The sequence below is a fragment of the Kosakonia radicincitans DSM 16656 genome, from assembly GCF_000280495.2.
Lineage (GTDB): Bacteria > Pseudomonadota > Gammaproteobacteria > Enterobacterales > Enterobacteriaceae > Kosakonia > Kosakonia radicincitans.
The window spans coordinates 3,778,609-3,801,274 of the sequence record NZ_CP018016.1 but is presented as its reverse complement, the minus strand read 5'-3'; the positions used below and the strand labels follow the sequence as shown (position 1 = coordinate 3,801,274).

Here is a 22,666-nt window from a genome sequence, read left to right as displayed (position 1 = left end):
GCTGTAAAGGGAAAAACGATGCGGGCGGCAATTATTAAGGTTCTGGCGGGGCTGTTCTATGTGGCGATCGCCTTTTTTATCACCGGTGCCGTCAGGCCTGTCGATAGATTCTGGCTGTGGTCATCGGACAGGTTTTTTGATCTGCTCTGGCAGCACAAGATCCTTGCTGATACCTACGAATGGGGCATGGATCCGGCAAGCACTTTCATGCTGGTGCTGATTGTGTTGGTTATTGCCTGGGGCTTAGCGCGAGGTGTAAAAGGGGTGCGGACAATCCTCGGGCGCTGAACCCCGCGCTTCACCAGCCGTATTCTGAGTAGGGCTGCCCCGCGATAATCTGCTGAACCGCCTGCCGGACATACGGGATAGTGTTTTGCGGCAAATCCGCAATGGCCTGCCAGTGCATATCGCCGTGCTTGTCCGGCTCGGCAATGTGTGGTTCGCCTTCCCAGCGGGTGCAGGTAAAAAAATGCCCCATCCATGAGCGGTCTTCCGTGCGGACATGCATCGAATGGCTTAAGCGAAGATCCTGCGGGGCAATCAGCACGCCGCTCTCCTCTTTGGCTTCTCTGGCCGCTGCCGTCGCCAGCGTTTCATTCTCCTCCAGCCCACCGGCAGGCAGGCTGTACCAACCGTCCATCCAGCCCGTGCCGGTACGTTTCAACATGCAGATATGATTTTCTTTGCGCAGCAGGACAAAAACGGCAACCGACAGGCAGTATCTTCCTCGTTTCATCTTTTCACCAGGTTTGCAGAAAGCTGTATATAAATACAGTTTTCTGCCGTTTTCAAATCCTTTTCGCTGCTCCGCTTTCCTATACCATCCCATTATTACCATGGCGCAAAAACGCCGGGCGCTGGTTCAGCCGCGCAAACCACGCGTCGATAGCCGGCACCTCCGGATGTTCAAACGGCGTCATTTTCCAGCGGTTCACCGACAGCCCCAGCACCACATCTGCCAGTGTAAAGGTATCGCCCGCGGCAAAGGCGCCGGTGCGTTGCAGTTGCTGCTCCAGAATGGAGATGCAGTGGTTCCACTCTTTGATACCCGCCTCAATGGCTTTTGGATCATTAAAGGCCGGGTTTTTGCGCGCCAGCGCGGGGAAGACATAGCGCCAGGCGTTGTTAAACTCGGTGGCTTGCCAGTCCATCCAGTGCTCCACAATGGCGCAGGCCTGCGGTTCGGCAGGTAACAGATCGCTGCGCCCCGTTTTACGCGCCAGATAGCGGCAAATCGAGTTCGATTCCCACAGCACAAACTCATCATCCAGCAGAACGGGCACCATGGCGTTCGGGTTCAGTGCGCGGAATGCGTCGGTCTCGGTCGAGGCAAAACCGCTGCCGTAATCTTCCTGTAAATAATCCAGCCCCGCTTCCTCGCAGGTCCACAACACTTTACGCACATTGATAGAAGAGGTTTTGCCAAGGATTTTGAGCATATATAAACATCCGTCTGCGTGATTAATCGTTTAAAAACAATACACCAGTCGAATGTATTCCCGCCACTTGCGCTGTAGCACCAGCGTGGTGCAGTGCCTTGTTGTGGCTCACCAAAACAGGGATAGCGTAACGCAACAAATCGCTAACGTTATGACGATAAAGCAAAAACAACCTGGCACAGCGCTTGCAAATGCGAGAGGGCAGTGCAACACACAATTTGAAAATAGCTGGCTAGGGTTCCGGTTCACTTCGGTGAATGACTGGTCCAAGAGCTGGCGACCTCTGCGAGGTTACACGGCGGGACAAAAACCCGGGAGACAGCAGCACCAATGGGTGTCGCGCTGCCCCCTAACTTTGTGCCAATCAGAGGTCAAGAATGAAGAAATCTCCATTGTTCCGCTCTCTTGTGTTGTCGCTGGCGATGCTGGTCAGTCTCCCCACCTTTGCCGCCGTGAAAAAAGAGTTCAACGTCTGCTGGACCATTTACGCCGGATGGATGCCGTGGGGCACCATCAGCAGTAGCAAAATCATTGATAAATGGGCCAGCAAATACGGTATCAAGATCAATGTCGTGCAACTGAACGACTATATCGAATCCATCAACCAGTACACCGCCGGCCAGTTTGATGGCTGCACCATGACCAATATGGATGCGCTGACCATTCCGGCTGCGGGCGGCGTTGACAGTACGGCGCTGATCCTCGGCAGTTACTCCGAAGGCAACGACGGTGTCGTAATGAAAGGTGAGGGCAAAACCCTCAAAGATTTGAAAGGGATGAAAGTCTACCTGCCAGAACTCTCCGTTTCTCACTATCTGCTGGTGCGCGGGCTGGAAAAAGCCGGGCTGGCGGAGAAAGACGTCACCGTGGTGAACACCTCCGATGCGGATATTGTCTCGGCGTTTGGTACGCCAAATGTGCAGGCTGCCGTCGCCTGGAACCCGCAGCTCTCCGTGATTAAAGCCACGCCGAAAACCACCGAAGTCTTTAGCTCCTCGCAGGTGCCGGGCGAGTTGATCGACATGATGGTGGTCAACAGCGCCACCCTGAAAGATAATCCGGCGCTGGGTAAAGCGCTGACCGGCGCATGGTATGAAATGATGGGGCTGATGAAAGCGCAGGACGCCACGGCGCTTAATTCGATGGCCGCCGCTTCCGGTACCGATCTGGCTGGTTACAAGGCGCAACTGAAAACCACCCACCTGTTCTACACCCCGGCGGACAATATTGCTTTTGTGACGTCAGCGGAGCTGGCGAAAACCATGCAGCGCGTTGCGTCATTCTCCTTTGAAAAAGGCCTGCTCGGCGATGGTGCGCAGAGCGCGGATTTTATCGGTATGACCTTCCCCGGCAATGTTACGCAGGGCGATGCGAATAACGTGAAACTGCGCTTTGACGACAGCTTCGTGAAGATGGCCGCTGCCGGCAAGCTGTGATAACTGACGGAGTTCGCCATGCGACAAATTAATCGCCATCCCACCTCTGGCATGCGGACGCTGCTGATCCTGCTGCCTTTCGTCCTGCTGCTGGCCGCCTATTTTATGGGCTCAGCAGTACGGCTGGAGGCCAATCCACAGGACAAGCTGCTGCCCGGTCTGCAACAGATGCTGGATGCACTTTCACGGATGGCGTTTACCCCGGATAAACGCAGCGGCGAATACCTGTTCTGGATGGACACGCTGGTGAGCCTCGGCCGCTTGCTGATGGGCCTTGCTATCGCCTCGGTGATTGGTCTGTGCATTGGCATCACCGCCGGCGTTTTCCCGCTGTGGCGGGCGTCGTTGTCGCCGCTGATGACGGTGCTGTCGATGATCCCGCCGCTGGCGATTTTACCGGTGTTGTTTATCGTTTTTGGCCTCGATGAGCTGTCGAAAGTGATGCTGATTGTCATTGGCATCACGCCGATGCTGGCCCGCGATCTGGAGCAGCGCGCCTGCGAAATCCCGGCGGAGATCCTGATCAAAGCGCAAACCCTCGGCGCCAATAGCTGGACGCTGGTGCTGCGGGTGGTGTTGCCGCAGTTGCTGTCGCGCCTGCTGATGTCGCTGCGTCTGCTACTGGGTTCGGCGTGGCTGTTTCTCATCTCGGCAGAGGCGATTTCCTCAACCGCCGGGCTGGGCTACCGCATTTTCCTTGTGCGTCGCTATATGGCGATGGACGTCATTATCCCGTACGTCTTGTGGATCACGTTGCTGGCGTGGCTGATGGATCTGGCGCTGCGTCAGTTACACAAAACCTGTTTTCCCTGGGCGGAAGGAGGGAAGGCATGAGCTTTATCACTATCGACAATATCTGGCAGGAGTACGGCGACCACGTGGTGCTGGAGCGCCTGAACTTGCAGGTGAAAGAGGGGGAGTTTTGCTCGATGGTCGGCGCGTCCGGCTGCGGCAAATCAACCTTTCTGCGCCTGCTGCTCGGCCAGGAAAAACCGAGCCGCGGCGTCATCACGCTGGAGGGAAAACCGCTGAGCGCCGAACCGGACAGCAGCCGTGGCGTGGTGTTTCAGCGCTACTCGGTGTTCCCGCACCTCACGGTGCTGGATAACGTCGCCATTGGCCTCGAACTGCCGCAATCTCCGTTTTTTGGGCGGTTCTTTGGCGCGAAAAAACGCGCCGCCCGCGAGCAGGCCAGAGAATTGCTGGAAAAAGTCGGTCTTGGTCACGCGCTGAAGAAATATCCGGCGCAGCTCTCCGGCGGTATGCAACAGCGTTTAGCCATCGCTCAGGCTTTTATTATGCAACCGCGCGTCCTGCTGCTGGATGAGCCGTTTGGCGCGCTTGACCCCGGTATCCGTAAAGAGATGCATACGCTGCTGCTGCAACTGTGGAGTGAAACCCGCATGACGGTCTTTATGGTGACCCACGATCTTTCGGAAGGCTTCAACCTCGGCACCCGCCTGCTGGTGTTCGACAAGGTGCGTATTGATCCGCAGGCACCCAACGCTTACGGCGCACGCATCACCTATGACATCCCGCTCAACGAAACGCGGCTCTCCGCGATGAGCGGCGCGAAGCCCGATAACGTCTACGCATTAAGGAGATAATCCTGTGAATCCAACTTCTGTTCTTCGTGACGAGATCCTGCCTGGCGGCGGCCATCTCTCTTTTATCCTCAAACGCGGGCAGATCCTGCGCATGACCGACATCGAAGGCGGCGCAAACGTCAGCCTGATGATGCTCAACGCCCATGAAAAAAGTGAGCGTCTGAACCTGCCGGATACCCTGAAAGGCCAGCACACCGCGCGCCTGACGGCCGGGCACTGTTTCTACTCGGATATGGGGCGCGTGCTGGCGGGCATCACCGCTGATACCAGCGGCTGGCACGATCCCTTTGGCGGCGTACTGAACGCGGCCGAAGTGGCGGAAAAGTACGGCCAGGGGCGCTACCAGGAGCTGCGTAACGGCTTTTTCCGCAACGGTGCGGATAACCTGCTGGTGGAGATGGGCAAGTGGGATCTCAACCTCGAAGATCTGCTGATGGTGGTTAACTTCTTCAGCAAAGTGTCGGTTGATGACCACGGCCAGTTCACCTTCCACAGTGGCCATTCTCAGCCGGGAAGCTATGTTGAACTGTTTGCGCCGATGGATGTGCTGGTGGTGCTGACCGCGCTGCAACATCCGATGGACCCTTCCCGCGAGTATGCGCCGCGCCCGGTACAACTGAGCTGGCGGCAGGCCGACGATGAGCAGGCGATGATCAACGCCCTGCTGACGCGCCCGGAAAACAGCCGTGCCTTCACCAATACCCAACTTTTCGCCCTGTAAGGAGCCGCACGATGACAGTTGCCAGCGAAAAACAAGCCCAACATGCCGTTTTCCGCCATGTGATCCCGGCGGGTGAACCGTATCTGTTTGAAGTGAAAAAAGGTCAGACACTGCGTTTGCTGGATCTGGAAGGAAATCAGGCCATTGATACGCTGTTCTACAATGCGCAGAACCCGCGTGAACGCTACGATGCCCAGCGCACGCTGCGTCGGCAGAACAACGCCTATCTCACCAGCGGCAGCGTGCTGTACTCCAACCTTGGCAACCCGCTGCTGACCATTGTCGCCGATACCTGTGGCCGCCACGACACCCTTGGCGGCGCCTGCGCGCAGGAGAGCAACACCGTGCGTTATGCGCTGGATAAACGGCACATGCACAGTTGCCGCGATAACTTCCTCTGCGCCTGCCTGCACGATGGCCGCCTGCAAAAGCGCGACATTGGCGCAAACATCAACTTCTTTATGAACGTGCCGGTAACGCCACAGGGCGGGCTGACGTTTGAAGATGGCATCTCCGCGCCGGGGAAATATGTTGAACTGCGCGCCGAGTGTGATGTGATTGTACTGATCTCTAACTGCCCACAGCTCAACAACCCGTGCAATGGCTGGAATCCGACGCCTGCGGAGGTGCTGGTATGGAATTGACGCCAACTCGCTGGCAGCGCCTGCGCCTGGCGCTTTACCACCTCTGCGCGGTACGCGCCGGACGCATCCTGCTGTAATCGCATTTTCCCCATGGACGACCATGCGGTGAGCCAATGTTCGGCGGGACGACCCGCCACGATTGAGTCTGACCTATGTTTACGAAACTCCTGATCGCCAACCGCGGGGCGATTGCCTGCCGCATCCTGCGCACCTTGCGTGCCATGCAGATTGGCGGCGTTGCCGTCTATTCCGATGCCGATATCAGCAGCCTGCATATCCGCGAGGCCGACGAAGCGATTAGCCTCGGCGATGGCCCGGCAGCAGGCACCTATCTGGTGACGGAAAAAATCATTGCCGCCGCCCGCGAGAGCGGGGCACAGGCTATTCATCCCGGCTATGGTTTCCTCTCTGAAAACGCGGCCTTTGCCGAAGCTTGCGAAGCGGCGGGCATTGCCTTTGTTGGCCCTACGCCTGCGCAACTGCGCGTTTTCGGCCTGAAACATACCGCCCGCGCGCTGGCGAAAAAACAGGGGGTGCCAATGCTGGAAGGCACCGAACTGCTGGCGGATGTGGATGAAGCGCTGCGCGCCGCAGAAATCGTCGGTTACCCGGTGATGCTGAAAAGCACGGCGGGTGGCGGTGGTATTGGGATGCGCGTCTGCACGACGGCCGCTGAATTACACGACGCATTCGACGCGGTGGTGCGGCTGGGGAAAAACAACTTCAGCGACGCGGGGGTCTTTATTGAGAAGTACATCGCCCGCGCCCGCCATCTGGAAGTGCAGATCTTCGGCGATGGCGCAGGTGAGGTGATTGCCCTTGGCGTGCGCGATTGTTCCGTGCAGCGTCGTAACCAGAAAGTGCTGGAAGAGACGCCTGCGCCAAATCTGCCTGCGGGCATGGAAGAAGCGCTGTGCAGCGCGGCCATTAAGCTCGGCAAAGCGGTCAACTACCGCAGCGCGGGCACGGTGGAGTTTGTCTACGACAGCGAAGCTAAACGGTTTTACTTCCTCGAAGTGAACACCCGTTTGCAGGTTGAGCACGGCGTGACCGAGCAGGTGTGGGGCGTCGATCTGGTGGGCTGGATGATTGCGCTCGCCGCCGGAGAACTGCCGCCGCTGGCGCAGCTTCGCGACAGCCTGACACCCAGCGGCCACGCGATTCAGGCGCGGGTTTATGCGGAAGATCCTGGCCGCCAGTTCCAGCCATCTCCCGGTTTACTGACTGACGTGGCATTTCCGACGGACGATCGCCGGACATTGCGTATCGATAGCTGGGTGGAATCCGGCTGTGAAGTGCCGCCGTTCTTCGACCCGATGCTGGCGAAAATCATCGCCTGGCAGCCCACGCGTGAGGCGGCGGTGCATGCGCTGCACGACGCGCTGGGCGCAACCCGTTTATACGGCGTGGAGACTAACCGCACCTATTTACAGCAGATCTTAACCTTTGCCCCGTTCGCCTGCGGTGAACCCTGGACGCGCTGCCTTGAAGGGCTGACGTATCAGGCGTATACGCTGGAGGTGCTGAGCGCCGGGACGCAAACCACCGTGCAGGATCACCCCGGGCGCGTGGGATACTGGGCGGTGGGTGTGCCGCCATCCGGCCCGATGGACAGCCGCGCGCTGCGTCTTGGCAACCGTCTGCTGGGCAATAATGACAACGCGGCGGCACTGGAGATCACTCTGAGCGGCCCGACGCTGAAATTTAACTGCGATGCACAGGCGGTTGTCACCGGGGCGGATATTGCGCTAACGCTCGATGGCGAGCCGCTGGCGATGAACCGTATCTTCATGCTGCGGGCGGGGATGACGCTGCACATCGGCGACATCAGCGGTGACGGTGTGCGCAGTTATCTCTGCTTGCGTGGGGGATTCCAGGTGCCGGAGTACCTGGGCAGCAAAAGCACCTTCACGCTGGGGCAATTTGGCGGCCATGCCGGGCGCGCGCTGCGTACCGGCGACGTGCTGCATCTGGCACCGTTAACGGCACCATGCCGCGAAACGGCGCTACCGCAGGTGTTGCATACGCCGCTTTCCCCGGTGCGTGAGCTGCGGGTGATTTATGGCCCGCACGGCGCGCCGGAGTACTTCACCCCGGCGTATATGGCGACCTTTTTGGCGACCGACTGGGAAGTGCATTTCAACTCCAGCCGCACCGGCGTGCGCCTGATCGGCCCGAAACCGGAGTGGGTGCGCGACAGCGGCGGCGAAGCCGGGCTGCATCCCTCCAATATTCACGACAACCCGTATGCCATCGGTGCGGTGGATTTTACCGGCGACATGCCGGTGATTCTCGGCCCGGACGGCCCGAGCCTCGGCGGTTTTGTCTGTCCGGTGACCATTATCGAAGCGGATTTACCGGCCGTCGGCCAACTGAAAGCGGGCGATAAAGTGCGTTTTATCCCGGTGGATATCGCCACTGCGCGCCGTCTGGCGCAGGCGCAGGAAGCGCAAATCGCCAGCCTCACACCGCAGGAGGTGGTATGGCAACCCGTGGCGTTGGCTTCGCCGATCGTCCTGAACTGCGGCGAGGCGGATAAGCGCCTGGTGGCGCGGCTTTCCGGCGATACGCATCTGCTGCTGGAGATCGGCGAGCCGGAGCTGGATCTGGTGCTGCGTTTTCGCGCCCACGCCTTAATGCAGGCGCTGGAAGCCCTGGCGCTGCCGGGGGTAATCGATCTGACGCCGGGCATTCGCTCGCTGCAAATTCACTACCAGCCGGAAGCGCTGGGGCTGGCGCAACTGCTGGAGACGGTGGCCGGGTTGTGGCAGGGCGTGTGTGAGCGCCAGGATCTGGATGTGCCGTCGCGCATTGTCTGGCTGCCACTCTCGTGGGACGACCCGGCGTGCCAGAAAGCCATCGACAAATATATGACCACCGTGCGCCGCGATGCGCCGTGGTGCCCGAGCAACCTGGAATTTATCCGCCGCATTAACGATCTGGCGAATATCGATGAAGTCTACAAAACGGTGTTTGACGCCAGCTATCTGGTGATGGGGCTGGGCGATGTCTACCTTGGCGCGCCGGTGGCGACACCGCTCGATCCGCGCCACCGTCTGGTGACCACCAAGTACAACCCGGCGCGCACCTGGACGGCGGAAAACTCGGTCGGCATTGGCGGTGCGTACCTTTGCGTGTATGGCATGGAAGGGCCGGGCGGCTACCAGTTTGTCGGGCGGACGCTGCAAATGTGGAATCGCTACCATACCGTGGCGGATTTTGCCGGTAAGCCATGGCTGCTGCGCTTCTTCGATCAGATCCGTTTTTATCCGGTGTCTGCCGATGAATTGTTAACCATTCGTCGCGACTTCCCGCTCGGGCGTTATCCGCTGCGCATTGAGCACACCACGCTGAAGCTGGCGGAGTATCAGCAGTTTCTCGCCGATGAAGCGCAAAGTATTGCTGCTTTCCGTGCGCAACAGCAGGGCGCTTTCGCCGCCGAACGCGATCGCTGGATCGCCAGCGGCCAGGCGCATTTCGACAGCAGTGAAGCGCTGGCGGAAGAGGGCGAAGATGCACCGTTACAGCCGGGGCAACAGGGCATCGACAGCCCGATCTCCGGCAACTTGTGGCAGGTGAATGTCACGCCGGGCAGCCAGGTTCGCGCAGGCGATGTGCTGGTGGTGCTGGAGTCGATGAAGATGGAGATCCCGCTGCTTGCCGCCCACGATGGTGTGGTAAGCCAGGTGCGCGTGCAGCCGGGCAGTTCGGTGCGTGCAGGTCAATGTGTGGTGGTTCTGGAGAAAACAGCATGATGCAGCCATTTGATTTACGCCTTGATGTTCTGGCGCAGGCTTACCGCGACGGCCATTTAACGCCGCGCGACGTGATAGCGACGCTGCGCACGCGGGCGCTGGCGTTGAATCCGGAATTCAACACCTTTATTTATCTTCTCAGCGCGGCGGAACTGGAACCGTATCTGGCGGCGCTGGACAACGTGCCGCCTCAGTCGCTGCCGCTGTATGGCGTGCCGTTCGCCATCAAAGACAATATCGATCTGGCTGGCATTCCGACCACCGCCGCCTGCCCGGCATTTGCGTATACCGCAGAACAGGATGCGACCATCGTTGCGCAACTGATTGCGCTGGGCGCGGTGCCGCTGGGTAAAACCAATCTCGATCAGTTTGCCACCGGGCTGAACGGCACGCGTTCACCGTATGGCGTCTGCCGTAATAGTGTGCATGCCGATTATCCGGCAGGTGGCTCCAGTGCCGGATCGTCGCTGGCGGTGGCGCTTGGGCTGGCAAGCTTTGCGCTCGGCACGGATACCGCAGGCAGCGGGCGTGTTCCGGCGTCGCTCAATAATCTGGTTGGCCTGAAAGCGACCAAAGGGTTGATCTCCACGGCGGGTGTGGTACCGGCCTGTCGCACGCTCGATTGCGTGACCTTTTTTACCGCTACCGCCGCCGAAGCCAGCCGTTTACTGGCGCTAACAGCAGTGAAAGACGTGCGCGATGCCTACAGCCGCAGTAACCCGGCGTGGAACGGCGCGCAGGCCTTTGGCGCGCCGCAGCCGGGTTTCCGTTTTGGCGTCCCGGCTACGCTGGAATTCCTCGGCTGCGCAGAGAGTGAGGCGCTGTTTTATGCGGCAAAAGCGCGGCTGGAGTCGCTTGGCGGCGTGCCGGTGACGCTTGATTTCGCCCCGTTTCTTGCCGCTGCGCGCCTGCTGTATGAAGGGCCGTGGGTGGCGGAGCGCTACCACGTCGTCGGGCCGCTGATTGAAAAACAGCCGGATGCGGTGCTGCCGGTGATCAAGGCGGTGCTGAGCAAAGCGCCCTCCACCGATGCAGTGGCGACCTTTGATGCACAATACCGCTTACAGGCCTACAAAGCGCAGTGCGACGCACTGCTTACCGGTCTGGACTGCGTCCTGACGCCGACCTATCCGCGCCCGGTGACGCTGGCGGAGCTGGCTGATGAACCGGTAAAACGCAATGCCGATCTCGGTTACTACACCAATTTTATGAACCTGCTGGATTACGCCGCTGTTGCGGTGCCAAACGGCATGATGGCCAACGGCCTGCCTTCCGGCGTTACGCTGTTTGGCCGCGCGTTTACCGATCAGTATCTGCTGAGCCTTGCCGATGCGATGCAGCGCAACGCGTCGCTGGCCTTGCCCGGTGGGCGGAAAATGGCGGCTGCCGTTCCGGTAAATACCGCGAGCCACGATCGGCTGGCGCTGGTGGTGTGTGGCGCGCATCTGGACGGGCTGGCGCTTAATGGGCAGTTGCGTCAGCGGGGCGCGACTCTACTTAGCGCCACCCGCAGCGCGCCGCGTTATCGGTTATATGCGCTGGCAGACGGTAAACGGCCAGGCATGGTGCGCGATGAGCAGCAAGGTACGGCGATCGACGTGGAAGTGTGGGAACTGCCGCACAGCGAAGTCGGCTCTTTCCTTGCTGGTATTCCGGCGCCGCTTGGGTTGGGTAAAGTCGAGCTGGAAGATGGTCGCTGGTTGAGCGGATTCATTTGTGAAAATTATGGCTTGCAGGGGGCGCAGGAGATCACGTCTTACGGAGGATGGCGCGCCTGGCTGGCTTCCGGTTTGTAAAGGATTGTCAATATCGATTAATTATTGACCGCGTGCATGATTTTGTGCAAATAGCAGCCATACTATTAACTTACCCCATTGGCTGACAAGGGAGGAAATATGTATGAGCTTTGATGAACTTGTTCGTCGCTTGTTGACGAAGTTGACTGCTGCCAGAGCGGACCTTGCGGCCTACACCCAGATGAGGAAGGCAAAAGGTTATATGTCGGTCAGCGAAAACGATCGTCTGCGTGAACGTCTGTTTGCCCTGGCGCTTGAGATTCGTGATAAAGGAGAACGGCTGAATGAAATGCCGGATCGCGAATCGCGGGGTGCGTTGTACCGCGCCGAAGAGGCGCTCTCTTCAGCGGCGGTTTGCCTGATGAGCGGGCGACAGGATTGCCCAACGTATATCTCTGTGAATGCCGACAAACTCGAACGTTCACTGAATGTGCTTGATCATGCCATTCTCTACCTTAACGAGCATTCACCGCTCGAAGAGGCCTAAGCTTAAGGGGGAGGGAACTCCCCCTTCTTGTCTGTCCGTTTTCTTTCATGCCGAATGTATAAATTCTGTAAACCTGCGTTTCATTTCTGCGCCCCGGTCTACCCTTTACTCTGCGAAGCTGCTGAATAAAGGAGAGCCCGATGCGCCGTCTTCCCCTGTTGCTGCTGTTTCTTTCCGTCCCGGTATGGGCTGAGCCCGCGGCGGTGAAGGGTGAAGGTTGATGTTCTGCAAGGCAAACTTGATCACCCCTGGTCGCTGGCATTTTTGCCCGATAATCACGGCATGCTAATTACTTTGCGCGGCGGGCAACTGCGTTTATGGCAGGCCGGTAAGGGGCTTTCCGATCCGATAAGCGGTGTGCCGAAAGTGTGGGCGCACGGGCAGGGCGGCTTGCTGGATGTGGTGCTGGCGCCTGATTTCGCCCAGTCGCGCCGGGTGTGGTTAAGCTATGCGGAAGCGGACAAAGAGGGCAAAGCCGGTACAGCAGTCGGTTATGGCCGCCTGAGCGAGGATTTCACCCGTCTGGAGGCATTTCAGACGGTGTTCCGCCAGCAGCCGAAACTCTCAACCGGCAACCACTTTGGTGGTCGGCTGGTGTTTGACGGCAAAGGCTATCTGTGGATTGCGCTGGGTGAGAACAACCAGCGCCCGACGGCGCAGGATCTGGATAAATTGCAGGGCAAACTGGTACGGCTGACCGATCAGGGGAAAGTGCCGGATGATAACCCGTTTGTCAGCCGCAAAGATGCCCGTCCGGAGATCTGGGCATATGGCATTCGTAACCCGCAAGGAATGGCGATAAACCCGTGGAGCAATGCCCTGTGGTGGCACGAACATGGCCCGCGCGGCGGTGATGAAATTAATATTGCGCAAAAAGGCAAAAATTATGGCTGGCCAATTGCTACCTGGGGCATTAACTATAGCGGGCTGAAAATCCCCGAGGCGAAGGGGCAGATTGTGCCTGGCACCGAACAGCCGATCTTCTACTGGCAGAAATCTCCGGCGATAAGCGGCATGGCATTCTATAACGCCGACACGTTCCCGCAGTGGAAAAACAAACTCTTTATTGGCGCGCTTAAAGATGAAGATGTCATCGTGATGAGTGTTAATGGCGACAAAATCACGGAAGATGGCCGCATTCTTACCGATCGTAAACAGCGTATCCGCGATGTGCGCGTGGGGCCGGATGGTTACCTTTACGTGCTGACGGATTCATCGGACGGCGAGCTGTGGAAAGTGCGTCCGGCTTCGTGAAGAGGGGGAATGGATTCCCTTTTTCGCTTTTTCCTGGTTAAAACGCAGTATTAGATAATAACTATATTACGGTGTTCTATAATGTCTGCCTTTTATATTTATTAAAATAAACCTTTACGCCTTTCTCTATTTATATAGCGGTTGGCTATCTTGCGCCTTTTATTTAAGTGTGTGGATAAAGTGCCGATAACTGAATATCCGAGAAAAGATGGCGTAAAGGAGAGGTAATAATGAATGTGCATACTGTTCCGCATACGGCAACCGATATTTATGAATTGATTGCCCGCATTGGTAATGTGACCCGGATGTTAAGAACCAGCCTGCGTGAGCTGGGGCATGATATTACTATTGCTGAAATCGCCCACTCTATTCCCGATGCGCGCAGCCGTTTGCAATATGTTGTCGATTTGACGGCGCAGGCCTCCGGTAAAACGCTTAATTTGATTGAGCAGACGCAGCCGTTGCAGGAGCGGCTCAGCAAAGAAGCCAGCCAGCTACTGTCACAATGGGATGGTATTAAAGAGAGCGATGGCATTGACGGTATGATGGCGCTTGCCCGCGCAACGCGCGGCTGGCTTGGCGCGGTGCCGCTTTGTACCGATGCCACCAAAAACTATCTGCGCGATATTATGCTGGCGCAGGATTTTCCGGATACCACCGCGCGCATTATTGTGCGCATGATGGCGCTGCTGGAGAATTTAGAAAAACAATTCCTCGCGGTCTTATTAGACAGCGTACCGCAGGAAAGCCGGGCGACGCTGACCAGAGAGAAAGAACACGCCGCACATTTGCCTGCGGCTTCCACACAAGATGATATTGATGAGTTACTGGATAGCCTTGGTCTGTAATCAGTAATTGTGCTGCACTATGAAAACCCTCAGGTGATGTAAAAGCTGTTTTACTTGCTGTTATTTATTCTGGATGCAATGGTTCATTGCATCCTTTTTTATTTCTGCGGGATAATAACTTTGTGCACAGGAGCATAATAAAACAGGCGAAAAAAATCCCGCAATGCCATCTAACATTGCGGGATAAAAATATTTCTCAATAGACAGTTATGCTGAATCACCCGCCCTCATGGCAAAGCGGGGATGTATTACCTGAAATAACGTTTAAAACGATCCGCTATGAAGGAGGGTAACGGACCTTAGCCTGCTTAACGCAGCAGCGACAACATGGTTTGCGGAACCTGGTTCGCCTGCGCCAGTACCGAGCTGCCAGCCTGTTGCAGGATCTGCGCACGTGACATGTTGGAAACTTCCGTCGCGTAATCGGAATCCTGAATACGGCTGCGCGCGGCAGAGAGATTGTTGGTGGTGTTATTCAGGTTAGAGATGGTGGATTCAAAACGGTTTTGGGAAGCACCCAGCAGGCTGCGCTCGCTGTCCACCGCTTTGATGGCGGTATCCAGATCCGCCAGCGGGTTACCGTTTGTGCCGCCGGTGGCATCAACCACGCCCTGCAATACATCGAAGCCGTGCGCGTCAGTGGCACGCGCGCTGCCGTTGACAATTTGCCCGGTGGTGGAAGCCGTTGCGCCGGTGGTGCTGTAGAGGTTGAAGGCATCGCTGCTGCTGACGGTGATGCTGATGGTTTCGCCATCTTTCGCGCCAACCTGGAAGTTATACACGCTGTCGCCGGAACCGGTGTTCAGCACTTTCAGACCGTTGAAGTCCGTCTGAGTGGTGATGCGGTTGATCTCTTCCATGCGCTGGTTGACTTCGGCCTGAATGGAGTCAACGTCAGATGCGGAGTTGGAACCGTTTTGCGCTTGTACAGTCAGGTCACGAATACGTTGCAGGTTGTTGTTGACTTCGCTCAGTGCGCCTTCAGTGGTTTGCGCCAGTGAGATCCCGTCATTGGCGTTACGTGCGGCAACAGACAGGCCATTAATATTTGATGTAAAGCGGTTTGCAATTGCCTGACCAGCAGCATCATCTTTTGCGCTATTAATACGCAGACCGGATGACAGGCGTTCAATGGAGGTGCCCAATGAAGATTGCGATTTGCTCAGGTTATTTTGGGTCGTTAAAGACAAGGTGTTGGTATTAATAACAGCCATTTTATTTCTCCAGGAATATAGAATTAATCTATTAGTGTCGCCCTGATAATATCGCCGGGCTTCAATCATATCGGATGGGATTAATAAAACTTTAAATTTAAATGGAGAATATTTTTATTTTATAAATATCACTGTTCAACATAATGATTTTATAGCTAATAGGTAATTTGAATATATTAATTATGACAACGGTTAATTCTATTTGCAGATCTTCTATAGGCCATTGCAATTATAATTTTACCTAAGAGATGAAATATTGATTAGTCTGCGTTTAATTTAATGTAGTATTGCTTAACAATCAATTAAGCAACGATTATGATTTTATTGTTTGTTTATGCGGAGAGCGGGAGACACACTATAAATTAGCTTTTCTTAACTGTTCGATGCTGTTAGTCTCATATTTGAATATGCGTTCTGCTATCAGAATTCTCTGCTTAAAAGAAATCGGTGGGTAACTTTCTCCGTTCTTGTTGTTCATTAATGTGATGATTATAAAACAGGTGAAATAGTAGTCATAAAAGCACCACTAAAAGCAAATTTTCTATTTTTACATCGTTACATCCTATTGTGATTTTGACGATATAAATTACCGATTAAAGTTTTTACTTCTGTCATCGATTATTGATGCGTGTAAATTTGGGGTTTTGTATAAAACAAATAATTGATGAAAAGTGCTTTTGTGGTCCTTAAATTAAATTACGCATAAGAATTTACTTAAATGCCATCGGCAGGTTGTTTGTGTCGCTGGAAACATAAAAGACCTTATGCTCTGTAGTGTTTTGTTCTTTATTTTTTCTACACACGGGAGAGTTGACAATATGAGAACCCAGGATTTGGAATATTTTGTATCGTTGGTGCAACATATGAATTTCCAGAAAGCTGCCGAGGCGTGTGATGTTTCACAACCGACCCTCAGCATACAAATCAAGAAGCTGGAGGAAGAGCTGGGCATCCCTCTGCTGCACCGCAAAGGTAAAGGCTTTAGCCTGTCGCCAACCGGTCTGCATCTATTGCCGGTGATCGAAAATATTCTCCGTGAAGTTCATAACCTTCAGGAAATGGCGCGCTGGCTACGTTTTCAGCCGGTTGGTGTTATTAATATCGGCATTACCCCGACGCTGGGTTCTTACATTCATGATGATTTATTTAGCGTATTTAAAGAGAAATTTCCTGATAATGAAATCAAGTTGCATGAGGTCAATGAAGATAATCTATTGAGCATGCTGGATAAAGGGCAATTGCAACTGGGTTTGCTGATTGGCCCGATTGATAACGATCGTTTTTTCGAAGCCCAACTTTATGAAGAGCAATTTGTTCTGGGGGTGAATATCAGCCATCCGTTATCCAGCTATGAAGCTATTGAGCTCAAAGATTTGAAGAAGCATAAACTCATTATGACCAAGTCGATGCCAGAACATTTACAGCTTGAGCCAGGTAGTGAGGAGATTCTCAATCATGCGCGCAGTATTTCAAACGATCTGGAAACCATCAGATATATGGTGAGAAATTCTGATAATGTTTCTTTCTTTCCGAAATTGTCAACGCTTGGAAATGAGCAAAGCAGCATCAAATATATCAATATTAAGGATAATAATTTATCCCGCAAAGTATTTTTGATGATGCGCACGGGCGATATCATGAAAGAGAAATATTACAGTTTCGGCAATGATGTCGCAGGCAGGATTAGTGCCCGGCTTCGCCCTGTGCGCCAGGGAGTGTAACGATTGTTTTTCTGCGCACCAACGTGCGTTTAAATTTGAGGAGCAACACGTTGAGATGCAAACGTTTAAAAACGGCATAGCGTTTGTTTCTCAGCAATGCTGCTCTGTTTTCCGCACCCTTTAACATCGCATTTAGAAAAATATTCAGCTACCGCCATGAGTTTTGTATATTACTTTATGAGATTGAGATGATGGATATTGAAGTCACTGCACAGTTGGATCTTTCGTTAGAACGGGCAAGTTTTCTCAAAAAACGTTCGCAGTTATTTTTGGCTGTCGCCAGAACATCTGCGTTGTCAGATAACGCGGGCGATGAATTCGATGACGCATTGAGTGATGATCATGCTGCAGCTATTTCCGGTATGGGGCTCGGCGAAGAAGTCAATCTGGTGCTGGAGAGTTTACATAATATTGAGTTTGCGATGACGAAACTTGAGGCGATTGATAATGGCGAGCTTGTCGATGCGGACATCACGGTCTGCTGGCAGGATGCGATTGCCTTGCTGGATGAAGCCGAAGAAGTGCTGGAAGAGTGCTGCGGCATTGATCCGGTGCATTATGCCAGCGAGGAAATCGAATGGGATGAGAGCAACTTGTTCAAAGAAGATGAAGCACTATTTGCAGATGACGAAGGCGGCGAAGAGTAGGGCGCGGGGTTTACCGGGCTTCCCTGCCCGGTAACGTCGGGTATCAGGTTACCGGAATCATCACGGTTATGCGGAACCCCGGACGCTCGCACAGTTGCGCGTACCAGCGTTGCAGATTGGCGCGTGGCGCCCAGCTTAAGCCGGGAATCGCAAACAGGTTGTAGATAAACGGACCAACGGCGATATCGCTGCAGCCAAAAGTTTCGCCGGAAAACCAGCTCTGTTTTGCCAGCGCGTTATCGAGAATATCCAGCATTCCTTCGAGCGATTGTATTGCGGCAGCAATCGCGGCGTTATCCCGCTGCTCTGGCGGCGTGCGTACCAGCCCAATCATCACCTGGGAATATTTCGGCGCCAGGGTGCCAATCGTCCAGTCCATCCATTTTTCCCCTTCCGCACGCGCGGCGGGAGTTTCAATCCACAGGCGGTCCTGCCCGTACTGGGCGGCAAGATAACGCACGATAGTGTTTGATTCCCACAGCACAACGCCGGTTTCATCGTCGCGCAGCAGCGGCACCAGCCCGTTCGGATTCATCGCCAGATATTCGGCATCGTGATTCAGGCCAAATTGCCCGCCCGCCAGAATGTGCTCGTACGGCAACTCCAGTTCTTCCAGCAGCCAGCGAACTTTTTTGACATTAGTTGAGTTATTCCTGCCCCATAGCGTTATCATTTTTACCCCTTTGAAGTGGATCTCTGTCTGGGGATTTATGGTGGGGGAAAGTTAACGTTCTGGCAACGACTTAGAAAAAGATCGCACAAAGTGAGCGCAACACCCTGTTATTGCATAAACTTTAATAACTTTACTCACCGACGGTTTTTTTCGCTCCGTTTGTGCGCTATTACTCACCGTTTGTTGCGGCACGTGTTGTGACGTTTGTTTGAATGGATACTCGGGTGGCCATATATGACGCATTTCTCTTTATCCCTTCGCGGCCTGGCTGCGGGCTCCGCGCTGTTATTTCTCTTTTCTCCTTCACTCTATGCGGTTGAACAAAACCCGGCGGCGCCGCCGGTTGACGCCCGCGCATGGATCCTGATGGATTACGCCAGCGGTAAAGTGCTGGCGGAAGGTAATGCCGACGAGAAACTCGATCCCGCCAGCCTCACCAAACTGATGACCAGCTACGTGGTTGGTCAGGCATTGAAAGCCGGAAAAATTCACCTCACCGATACGGTAACCGTCGGTAAAGATGCCTGGGCGACCGGCAACCCGGTACTGCGCGGCTCCTCGCTGATGTTCCTGAAACCGGGCGATCAGGTGTCGGTCGCGGATTTGAATAAAGGGGTCATTATTCAGTCCGGCAACGATGCCAGCATCGCCATTGCCGACTATGTTGCCGGGAGCCAGGATTCATTCGTCAGCCTGATGAACAGCTACTCGCAGAAACTGGGGCTGACCAATACCACCTTTAAAACCGTGCACGGGCTGGATGCGCCGGGCCAGTTCAGTACTGCGCGCGATATGGCGCTGCTCGGCAAAGCCTTAATTCATGATGTGCCCGATGAGTACGCCATTCACAAGGAAAAAGAGTTCACCTTTAATAAGATCCGCCAGCCGAACCGTAACCGGCTGCTGTGGAACACCAGTATGAACGTGGACGGCATGAAAACCGGTACGACCGACGGCGCCGGTTACAACCTGGTGGCGTCCGCGACGCAGGGCGATATGCGCCTGATCTCGGTGGTGCTGGGCGCGAAAACCGACCGCATCCGCTTTAATGAATCCGAGAAACTGCTCAACTGGGGCTTCCGCTTCTTCGATACCGTAACGCCAATCAAACCTGATGCCACTTTTGTCACGCAGCGCGTCTGGTTTGGCGACAGCAGCGAAGCGAAGCTCGGCGCAGGCGAGGCGGGCTCGATCACTATCCCGAAAGGGCAGCTTAATAATTTGAAAGCGAGCTACACGCTGACGCAGCCGGAATTGCAAGCGCCGCTGAGCAAAGGCCAGGTGGTGGGGACGATCGATTTTCAGCTGAACGGTAAAACCATAGAACAGCGTCCTCTGGTGGTGATGGAAGCGGTGCAAGAGGCCGGGTTTATCGGCCGGATGTGGGATTTTGTTCTGCTGAAATTCCACCAGTGGTTTGGCGGCTGGTTCTCCTGACGTTAACAGGCCGTGCCCCGGCGGGCACGGTCAGTACATCAATGTGATTTGCTGCTGTTTTGCGAACTGCACCAGGCTGTCATCGGGACAGCAGTCGCTGGCAATCACGTCAAACTGGTTGAGCGCGCCCATGCAGGCCGGGCGCACTTTACCGAATTTGCTGTGATCCACCACTAGCACATGGTATTGCGCACTCTCCATTGCCCAGTGTTTCACTGGCAACTCTTCGAGATTAAAACAGGTCGCGCCCTGCTGCACATGCACGCCTGCCGCCGAATAGAAGGCGATATCCGGGCACAGATTTTTCAGCGTCTCATTAAAATTCAGCGGTTTGAAAATCGCGTTGCTGGCATGGAATTCGCCACCGCAGAGGATCGCGCGGCACTGCGGTTTTTCCTGTAAAGCCAGAAAAGTGTTCAGAGAGTAGCAAACGCCGATAAACGGCAAATCGTCAGGAATGGCATCAATCACCCACGGCATGGTGGTGCCGCAATCGAAGAAGGCCATCTGATGCGCGCGCAACAGCGCGGCAGCCTGCTTTGCGGCGCGGCGTTTCTCTTCGACCAGCCGGGTTTTTTGATCGCTTAACAGATAGTGGCTGGCCGCGCGCGGTTCCAGCACGATATAACCGCCCAGCAGAACCACCGGAGCGCTGTTGGCGCTGAGATCGCGGCGAATGGTCATCTCTGAAACGCCAAGCAGCGTTGCCGCCTCTTTCAGATGCAGCTTGTCACTGTGCCTGAGCGCCGTCAGCAGCTGGCTAATCCGTTCGTCACGTCTTGTTTCCATATTTCCCCTGAATAAAAGAAAGCCCTGCATTGAGCAGGGCGTTCATCTTACCTTTGGCGCTGGGCTTAGTCACGCACCCAGCCACGGCGAATCAGCGTTGCGAAGCAGAACCGATAAATCTGCTGAATGATACGGTAGAGCGTCGGACCAAAACCCTGCCACAGGATTTGCGCGCTCAGGCAGCCGCTGATACCGACTAACAGCGCGCCGAACATGTCCAGCGGCCAGTGGACGCCGAGATAGACGCGGGACCAGGCGATCGTCAGACCAACCGCCATCAGCACGGCACCCGACCACAGGCGGTGCCAGGCGAGGAACGCCACGGCAAAAGTAAAGATGACCGTACCGTGGTCGCTCGGGAAAGAACTGTCCGGTGCATGCGGCAGGAAGTTATAGCCGACATGATCGGCAAAGGGACGATCGTGCGGCAAGAAGTGGCCTAATAACAGTGAGATGCACATGCTGACTACGATCGCCATCGACACTTTAATCACCAACTGACGCTGGGCGCTAACCTGATGGCGCGGACCCCACAGCCAAAGGCCCACCGCCAGCAGCGGCACAATACTGATGAGATCGCTGGCGCTAAATTCGGCCAGCGCAATTAACCAGTGGGGGGAGTCGGGCGTTGCGTTAATCCAGTAGAACAGCGTGTAGTTGAGGCTCTCTAGCATAGGTTTGTTACTCTTTGATTAAACGACCACATTTGCGCGAAAGCGCCCACCTTAAAAGTGCGTCGGCAAACGGTAAAGGGGTTTTATCTTACTCCCAGGAGAGTTAGACGATTCTTAAACAAAACTGTAATAATGCGCACGCTACGCCCAGGCAATTAAGAAAACCTTAATTTGCCGAAAAGCGCTAAATTTAGGCAACGGCTGCAAATTCGCTATCACAGCCGGACAGCTTTTATTACACTCTGCGCGATTTTTCATAGATGAAGAGACAGCATGCAAAACCATTCCTTATCTGGCCAACGTCTGGGACGACGGGCGCTACTATTTCCCCTCTGCCTGGTGCTTTACGAATTCTCGACCTATATCGGCAACGACATGATCCAACCCGGCATGCTGGCGGTGGTGGAGCAGTACAACGCCGGGATCGAATGGGTGCCAACGTCCATGACCGCTTACCTGGCGGGCGGCATGTTTTTACAGTGGTTACTCGGGCCGCTGTCGGATCGCATTGGCCGCCGTCCGGTGATGCTGACCGGCGTGGTGTGGTTCATTTTGACCTGCCTTGCCACGCTGCTGGCGCAAAATATCGAACAATTCACGCTGCTGCGTTTTTTACAGGGCATTAGCCTGTGCTTTATTGGTGCGGTGGGCTACGCTGCGATTCAGGAATCCTTTGAAGAGGCCGTGTGTATCAAAATTACCGCGCTGATGGCCAACGTGGCGTTGATTGCGCCGCTGCTTGGCCCGCTGGTGGGTGCGGCCTGGGTGCACGCCGCGCCGTGGCAGGGGATGTTTGTGCTGTTCGCTGCGCTGGCGGCGTTCTCCTTTTTTGGTCTGCAAAAGGCGATGCCGGAAACGGCGACCCGCCTTGGCGAGCCGCTCTCACTGAAGGCGTTGTGGCGCGATTATGCTGAAGTCATGAAAAACCTGCGTTTTGTCGCCGGCGCGCTGGCGACGGGGTTTGTCAGCCTGCCGTTACTGGCGTGGATCGCCCAGTCGCCGATCATCATCATTAGCGGTGAGCAACTCAGCAGCTATCAGTACGGGCTGTTGCAGGTGCCGGTTTTCGGCGCGTTGATTCTCGGTAACCTGGCGCTGGCGCGTCTGACGTCGCGGCGCACCGTACGGGCGCTGATCATTATGGGCGGCTGGCCGATTGCTGCCGGTTTGCTGCTGGCGGCAGTCGCGACGCTGGTCTCTTCTCATGCTTATTTGTGGATGGCTGCCGGGTTGAGCCTCTACGCTTTTGGCATTGGGCTGGCGAATGCCGGGCTGGTACGGCTGACGCTGTTCGCCAGTGAGATGAGTAAGGGCACGGTGTCAGCGGCGATGGGCATGTTGCAGATGTTCATCTTTACTGTCGGGATCGAAATCAGCAAGCATGCCTGGCTGGCGGGCGGCAATGGTCTGTTCAGCCTCTTCAACCTGGCAAATGGCGTGTTGTGGATCGGCCTGATGGTGGTGTTTCTGCGCGATAAACGCGTGGGGAATTCGCTGGAAGTTTAAGGCGGCAGTGCGCCGCCT

20 protein-coding genes, 1 pseudogene and 1 riboswitch are annotated in these 22,666 nt (G+C 55.3%); of the genes and pseudogenes, 15 read left to right on the top strand and 6 right to left on the bottom strand.

Annotation, left to right across the window (positions count from 1 at the left end; translation table 11 throughout):
- Window positions 1–18: 18 nt before the first annotated feature.
- Window positions 19–288 (top strand): hypothetical protein, encoded by a 270-nt coding sequence (locus tag Y71_RS18380; RefSeq protein WP_007374053.1) that lies wholly within the window; start codon window positions 19–21, stop codon window positions 286–288.
- A gap of 10 nt (window positions 289–298) precedes the next feature.
- On the opposite strand, the gene Y71_RS18375 is transcribed toward Y71_RS18380, so the two are convergent.
- Both Y71_RS18375 and Y71_RS18370 read right to left on the bottom strand, forming a co-directional pair.
- Window positions 299–736 (bottom strand): NUDIX hydrolase, encoded by a 438-nt coding sequence (locus tag Y71_RS18375; RefSeq protein WP_007374054.1) that lies wholly within the window; start codon window positions 734–736, stop codon window positions 299–301.
- Between the two features lie 79 nt (window positions 737–815).
- Window positions 816–1,439 (bottom strand): glutathione S-transferase family protein, encoded by a 624-nt coding sequence (locus tag Y71_RS18370; protein WP_007374055.1) that lies wholly within the window; start codon window positions 1,437–1,439, stop codon window positions 816–818.
- A gap of 221 nt (window positions 1,440–1,660) precedes the next feature.
- Window positions 1,661–1,759: riboswitch (guanidine-I (ykkC/yxkD leader) on the top strand.
- 57 nt (window positions 1,760–1,816) lie between these two features.
- On the opposite strand from Y71_RS18370, the gene Y71_RS18365 reads away from it, so the two are divergent.
- The 10 genes and pseudogenes from Y71_RS18365 (at window position 1,817) to Y71_RS18320 (ending at window position 13,987) form a co-directional block, all read left to right on the top strand.
- On the top strand, window positions 1,817–2,875 hold the full coding sequence (locus Y71_RS18365) for a putative urea ABC transporter substrate-binding protein (RefSeq protein WP_007374056.1): 1,059 nt from the start codon (window positions 1,817–1,819) through the stop codon (window positions 2,873–2,875).
- A gap of 18 nt (window positions 2,876–2,893) precedes the next feature.
- Window positions 2,894–3,709: an ABC transporter permease gene (locus tag Y71_RS18360; protein WP_007374057.1), complete on the top strand. Its 816-nt coding sequence runs from the start codon at window positions 2,894–2,896 to the stop codon at window positions 3,707–3,709.
- On the top strand, window positions 3,706–4,482 hold the full coding sequence (locus tag Y71_RS18355; RefSeq protein ID WP_007374058.1) for an ABC transporter ATP-binding protein: 777 nt from the start codon (window positions 3,706–3,708) through the stop codon (window positions 4,480–4,482). Before Y71_RS18360 ends, Y71_RS18355 begins: the two co-directional genes overlap by 4 nt.
- Before the next feature lie 4 nt (window positions 4,483–4,486).
- Window positions 4,487–5,203 (top strand): urea amidolyase associated protein UAAP1, encoded by a 717-nt coding sequence (locus Y71_RS18350; RefSeq protein ID WP_007374059.1) that lies wholly within the window; start codon window positions 4,487–4,489, stop codon window positions 5,201–5,203.
- Between the two features lie 11 nt (window positions 5,204–5,214).
- Window positions 5,215–5,847, top strand: coding sequence for an urea amidolyase associated protein UAAP2 (locus tag Y71_RS18345; protein ID WP_007374060.1), 633 nt, complete (start codon window positions 5,215–5,217; stop codon window positions 5,845–5,847).
- Window positions 5,848–5,999: 152 nt separating this feature from the next.
- Complete coding sequence (gene uca / locus Y71_RS18340; RefSeq protein WP_007374062.1) at window positions 6,000–9,602, top strand: urea carboxylase; 3,603 nt, start codon at window positions 6,000–6,002, stop codon at window positions 9,600–9,602.
- A complete protein-coding gene (atzF, locus tag Y71_RS18335; RefSeq protein WP_007374063.1) occupies window positions 9,599–11,398 on the top strand; it encodes an allophanate hydrolase in 1,800 nt (599 codons plus the stop codon). The genes uca and atzF overlap by 4 nt, the downstream gene beginning before the upstream one ends.
- 103 nt (window positions 11,399–11,501) lie before the next feature.
- Window positions 11,502–11,885 carry a biofilm formation regulator BssR gene (locus Y71_RS18330; RefSeq protein ID WP_007374064.1) on the top strand — a complete coding sequence of 128 codons (384 nt, stop codon included), beginning with the start codon at window positions 11,502–11,504 and terminating at the stop codon, window positions 11,883–11,885.
- A gap of 210 nt (window positions 11,886–12,095) precedes the next feature.
- Window positions 12,096–13,139, top strand: a pseudogene (locus Y71_RS18325) (PQQ-dependent sugar dehydrogenase); the annotation flags it as partial.
- 230 nt (window positions 13,140–13,369) lie between these two features.
- A complete protein-coding gene (locus Y71_RS18320; protein ID WP_007374066.1) occupies window positions 13,370–13,987 on the top strand; it encodes a protein phosphatase CheZ in 618 nt (205 codons plus the stop codon).
- A 308-nt stretch (window positions 13,988–14,295) separates the two neighbouring features.
- Here Y71_RS18320 and Y71_RS18315 read toward each other — a convergent pair whose 3' ends face one another.
- Window positions 14,296–15,201 carry a flagellin N-terminal helical domain-containing protein gene (locus Y71_RS18315; RefSeq protein ID WP_007374068.1) on the bottom strand — a complete coding sequence of 302 codons (906 nt, stop codon included), beginning with the start codon at window positions 15,199–15,201 and terminating at the stop codon, window positions 14,296–14,298.
- An 818-nt stretch (window positions 15,202–16,019) separates the two neighbouring features.
- Between Y71_RS18315 and Y71_RS18310 the strand changes: the two genes are divergently transcribed.
- Window positions 16,020–16,922 (top strand): LysR substrate-binding domain-containing protein, encoded by a 903-nt coding sequence (locus Y71_RS18310; protein ID WP_007374070.1) that lies wholly within the window; start codon window positions 16,020–16,022, stop codon window positions 16,920–16,922.
- Between the two features lie 188 nt (window positions 16,923–17,110).
- The gene (locus tag Y71_RS18305; protein ID WP_233218358.1) at window positions 17,111–17,569 is read left to right on the top strand and encodes a hypothetical protein; all 459 of its coding nucleotides are present in this window, start codon (window positions 17,111–17,113) and stop codon (window positions 17,567–17,569) included.
- A gap of 43 nt (window positions 17,570–17,612) precedes the next feature.
- On the opposite strand, the gene Y71_RS18300 is transcribed toward Y71_RS18305, so the two are convergent.
- Window positions 17,613–18,242 (bottom strand): glutathione S-transferase family protein, encoded by a 630-nt coding sequence (locus Y71_RS18300; RefSeq protein ID WP_007374072.1) that lies wholly within the window; start codon window positions 18,240–18,242, stop codon window positions 17,613–17,615.
- A gap of 234 nt (window positions 18,243–18,476) precedes the next feature.
- Here Y71_RS18300 and dacC point away from each other — a divergent pair, with 234 nt between their 5' ends.
- Window positions 18,477–19,679 (top strand): serine-type D-Ala-D-Ala carboxypeptidase, encoded by a 1,203-nt coding sequence (gene dacC / locus Y71_RS18295; protein ID WP_007374073.1) that lies wholly within the window; start codon window positions 18,477–18,479, stop codon window positions 19,677–19,679.
- Between the two features lie 30 nt (window positions 19,680–19,709).
- On the opposite strand, the gene deoR is transcribed toward dacC, so the two are convergent.
- Together deoR and ybjG are read right to left on the bottom strand one after the other, a co-directional pair.
- Window positions 19,710–20,468, bottom strand: coding sequence for a DNA-binding transcriptional repressor DeoR (gene deoR, locus Y71_RS18290; protein WP_007374074.1), 759 nt, complete (start codon window positions 20,466–20,468; stop codon window positions 19,710–19,712).
- 65 nt (window positions 20,469–20,533) lie between these two features.
- Window positions 20,534–21,142 carry an undecaprenyl-diphosphate phosphatase gene (ybjG, locus tag Y71_RS18285; protein WP_007374075.1) on the bottom strand — a complete coding sequence of 203 codons (609 nt, stop codon included), beginning with the start codon at window positions 21,140–21,142 and terminating at the stop codon, window positions 20,534–20,536.
- Window positions 21,143–21,415: 273 nt separating this feature from the next.
- Between ybjG and Y71_RS18280 the strand changes: the two genes are divergently transcribed.
- The gene (locus Y71_RS18280) at window positions 21,416–22,648 is read left to right on the top strand and encodes an MFS transporter (protein WP_035885886.1); all 1,233 of its coding nucleotides are present in this window, start codon (window positions 21,416–21,418) and stop codon (window positions 22,646–22,648) included.
- Window positions 22,649–22,666 lie beyond the last annotated feature (18 nt).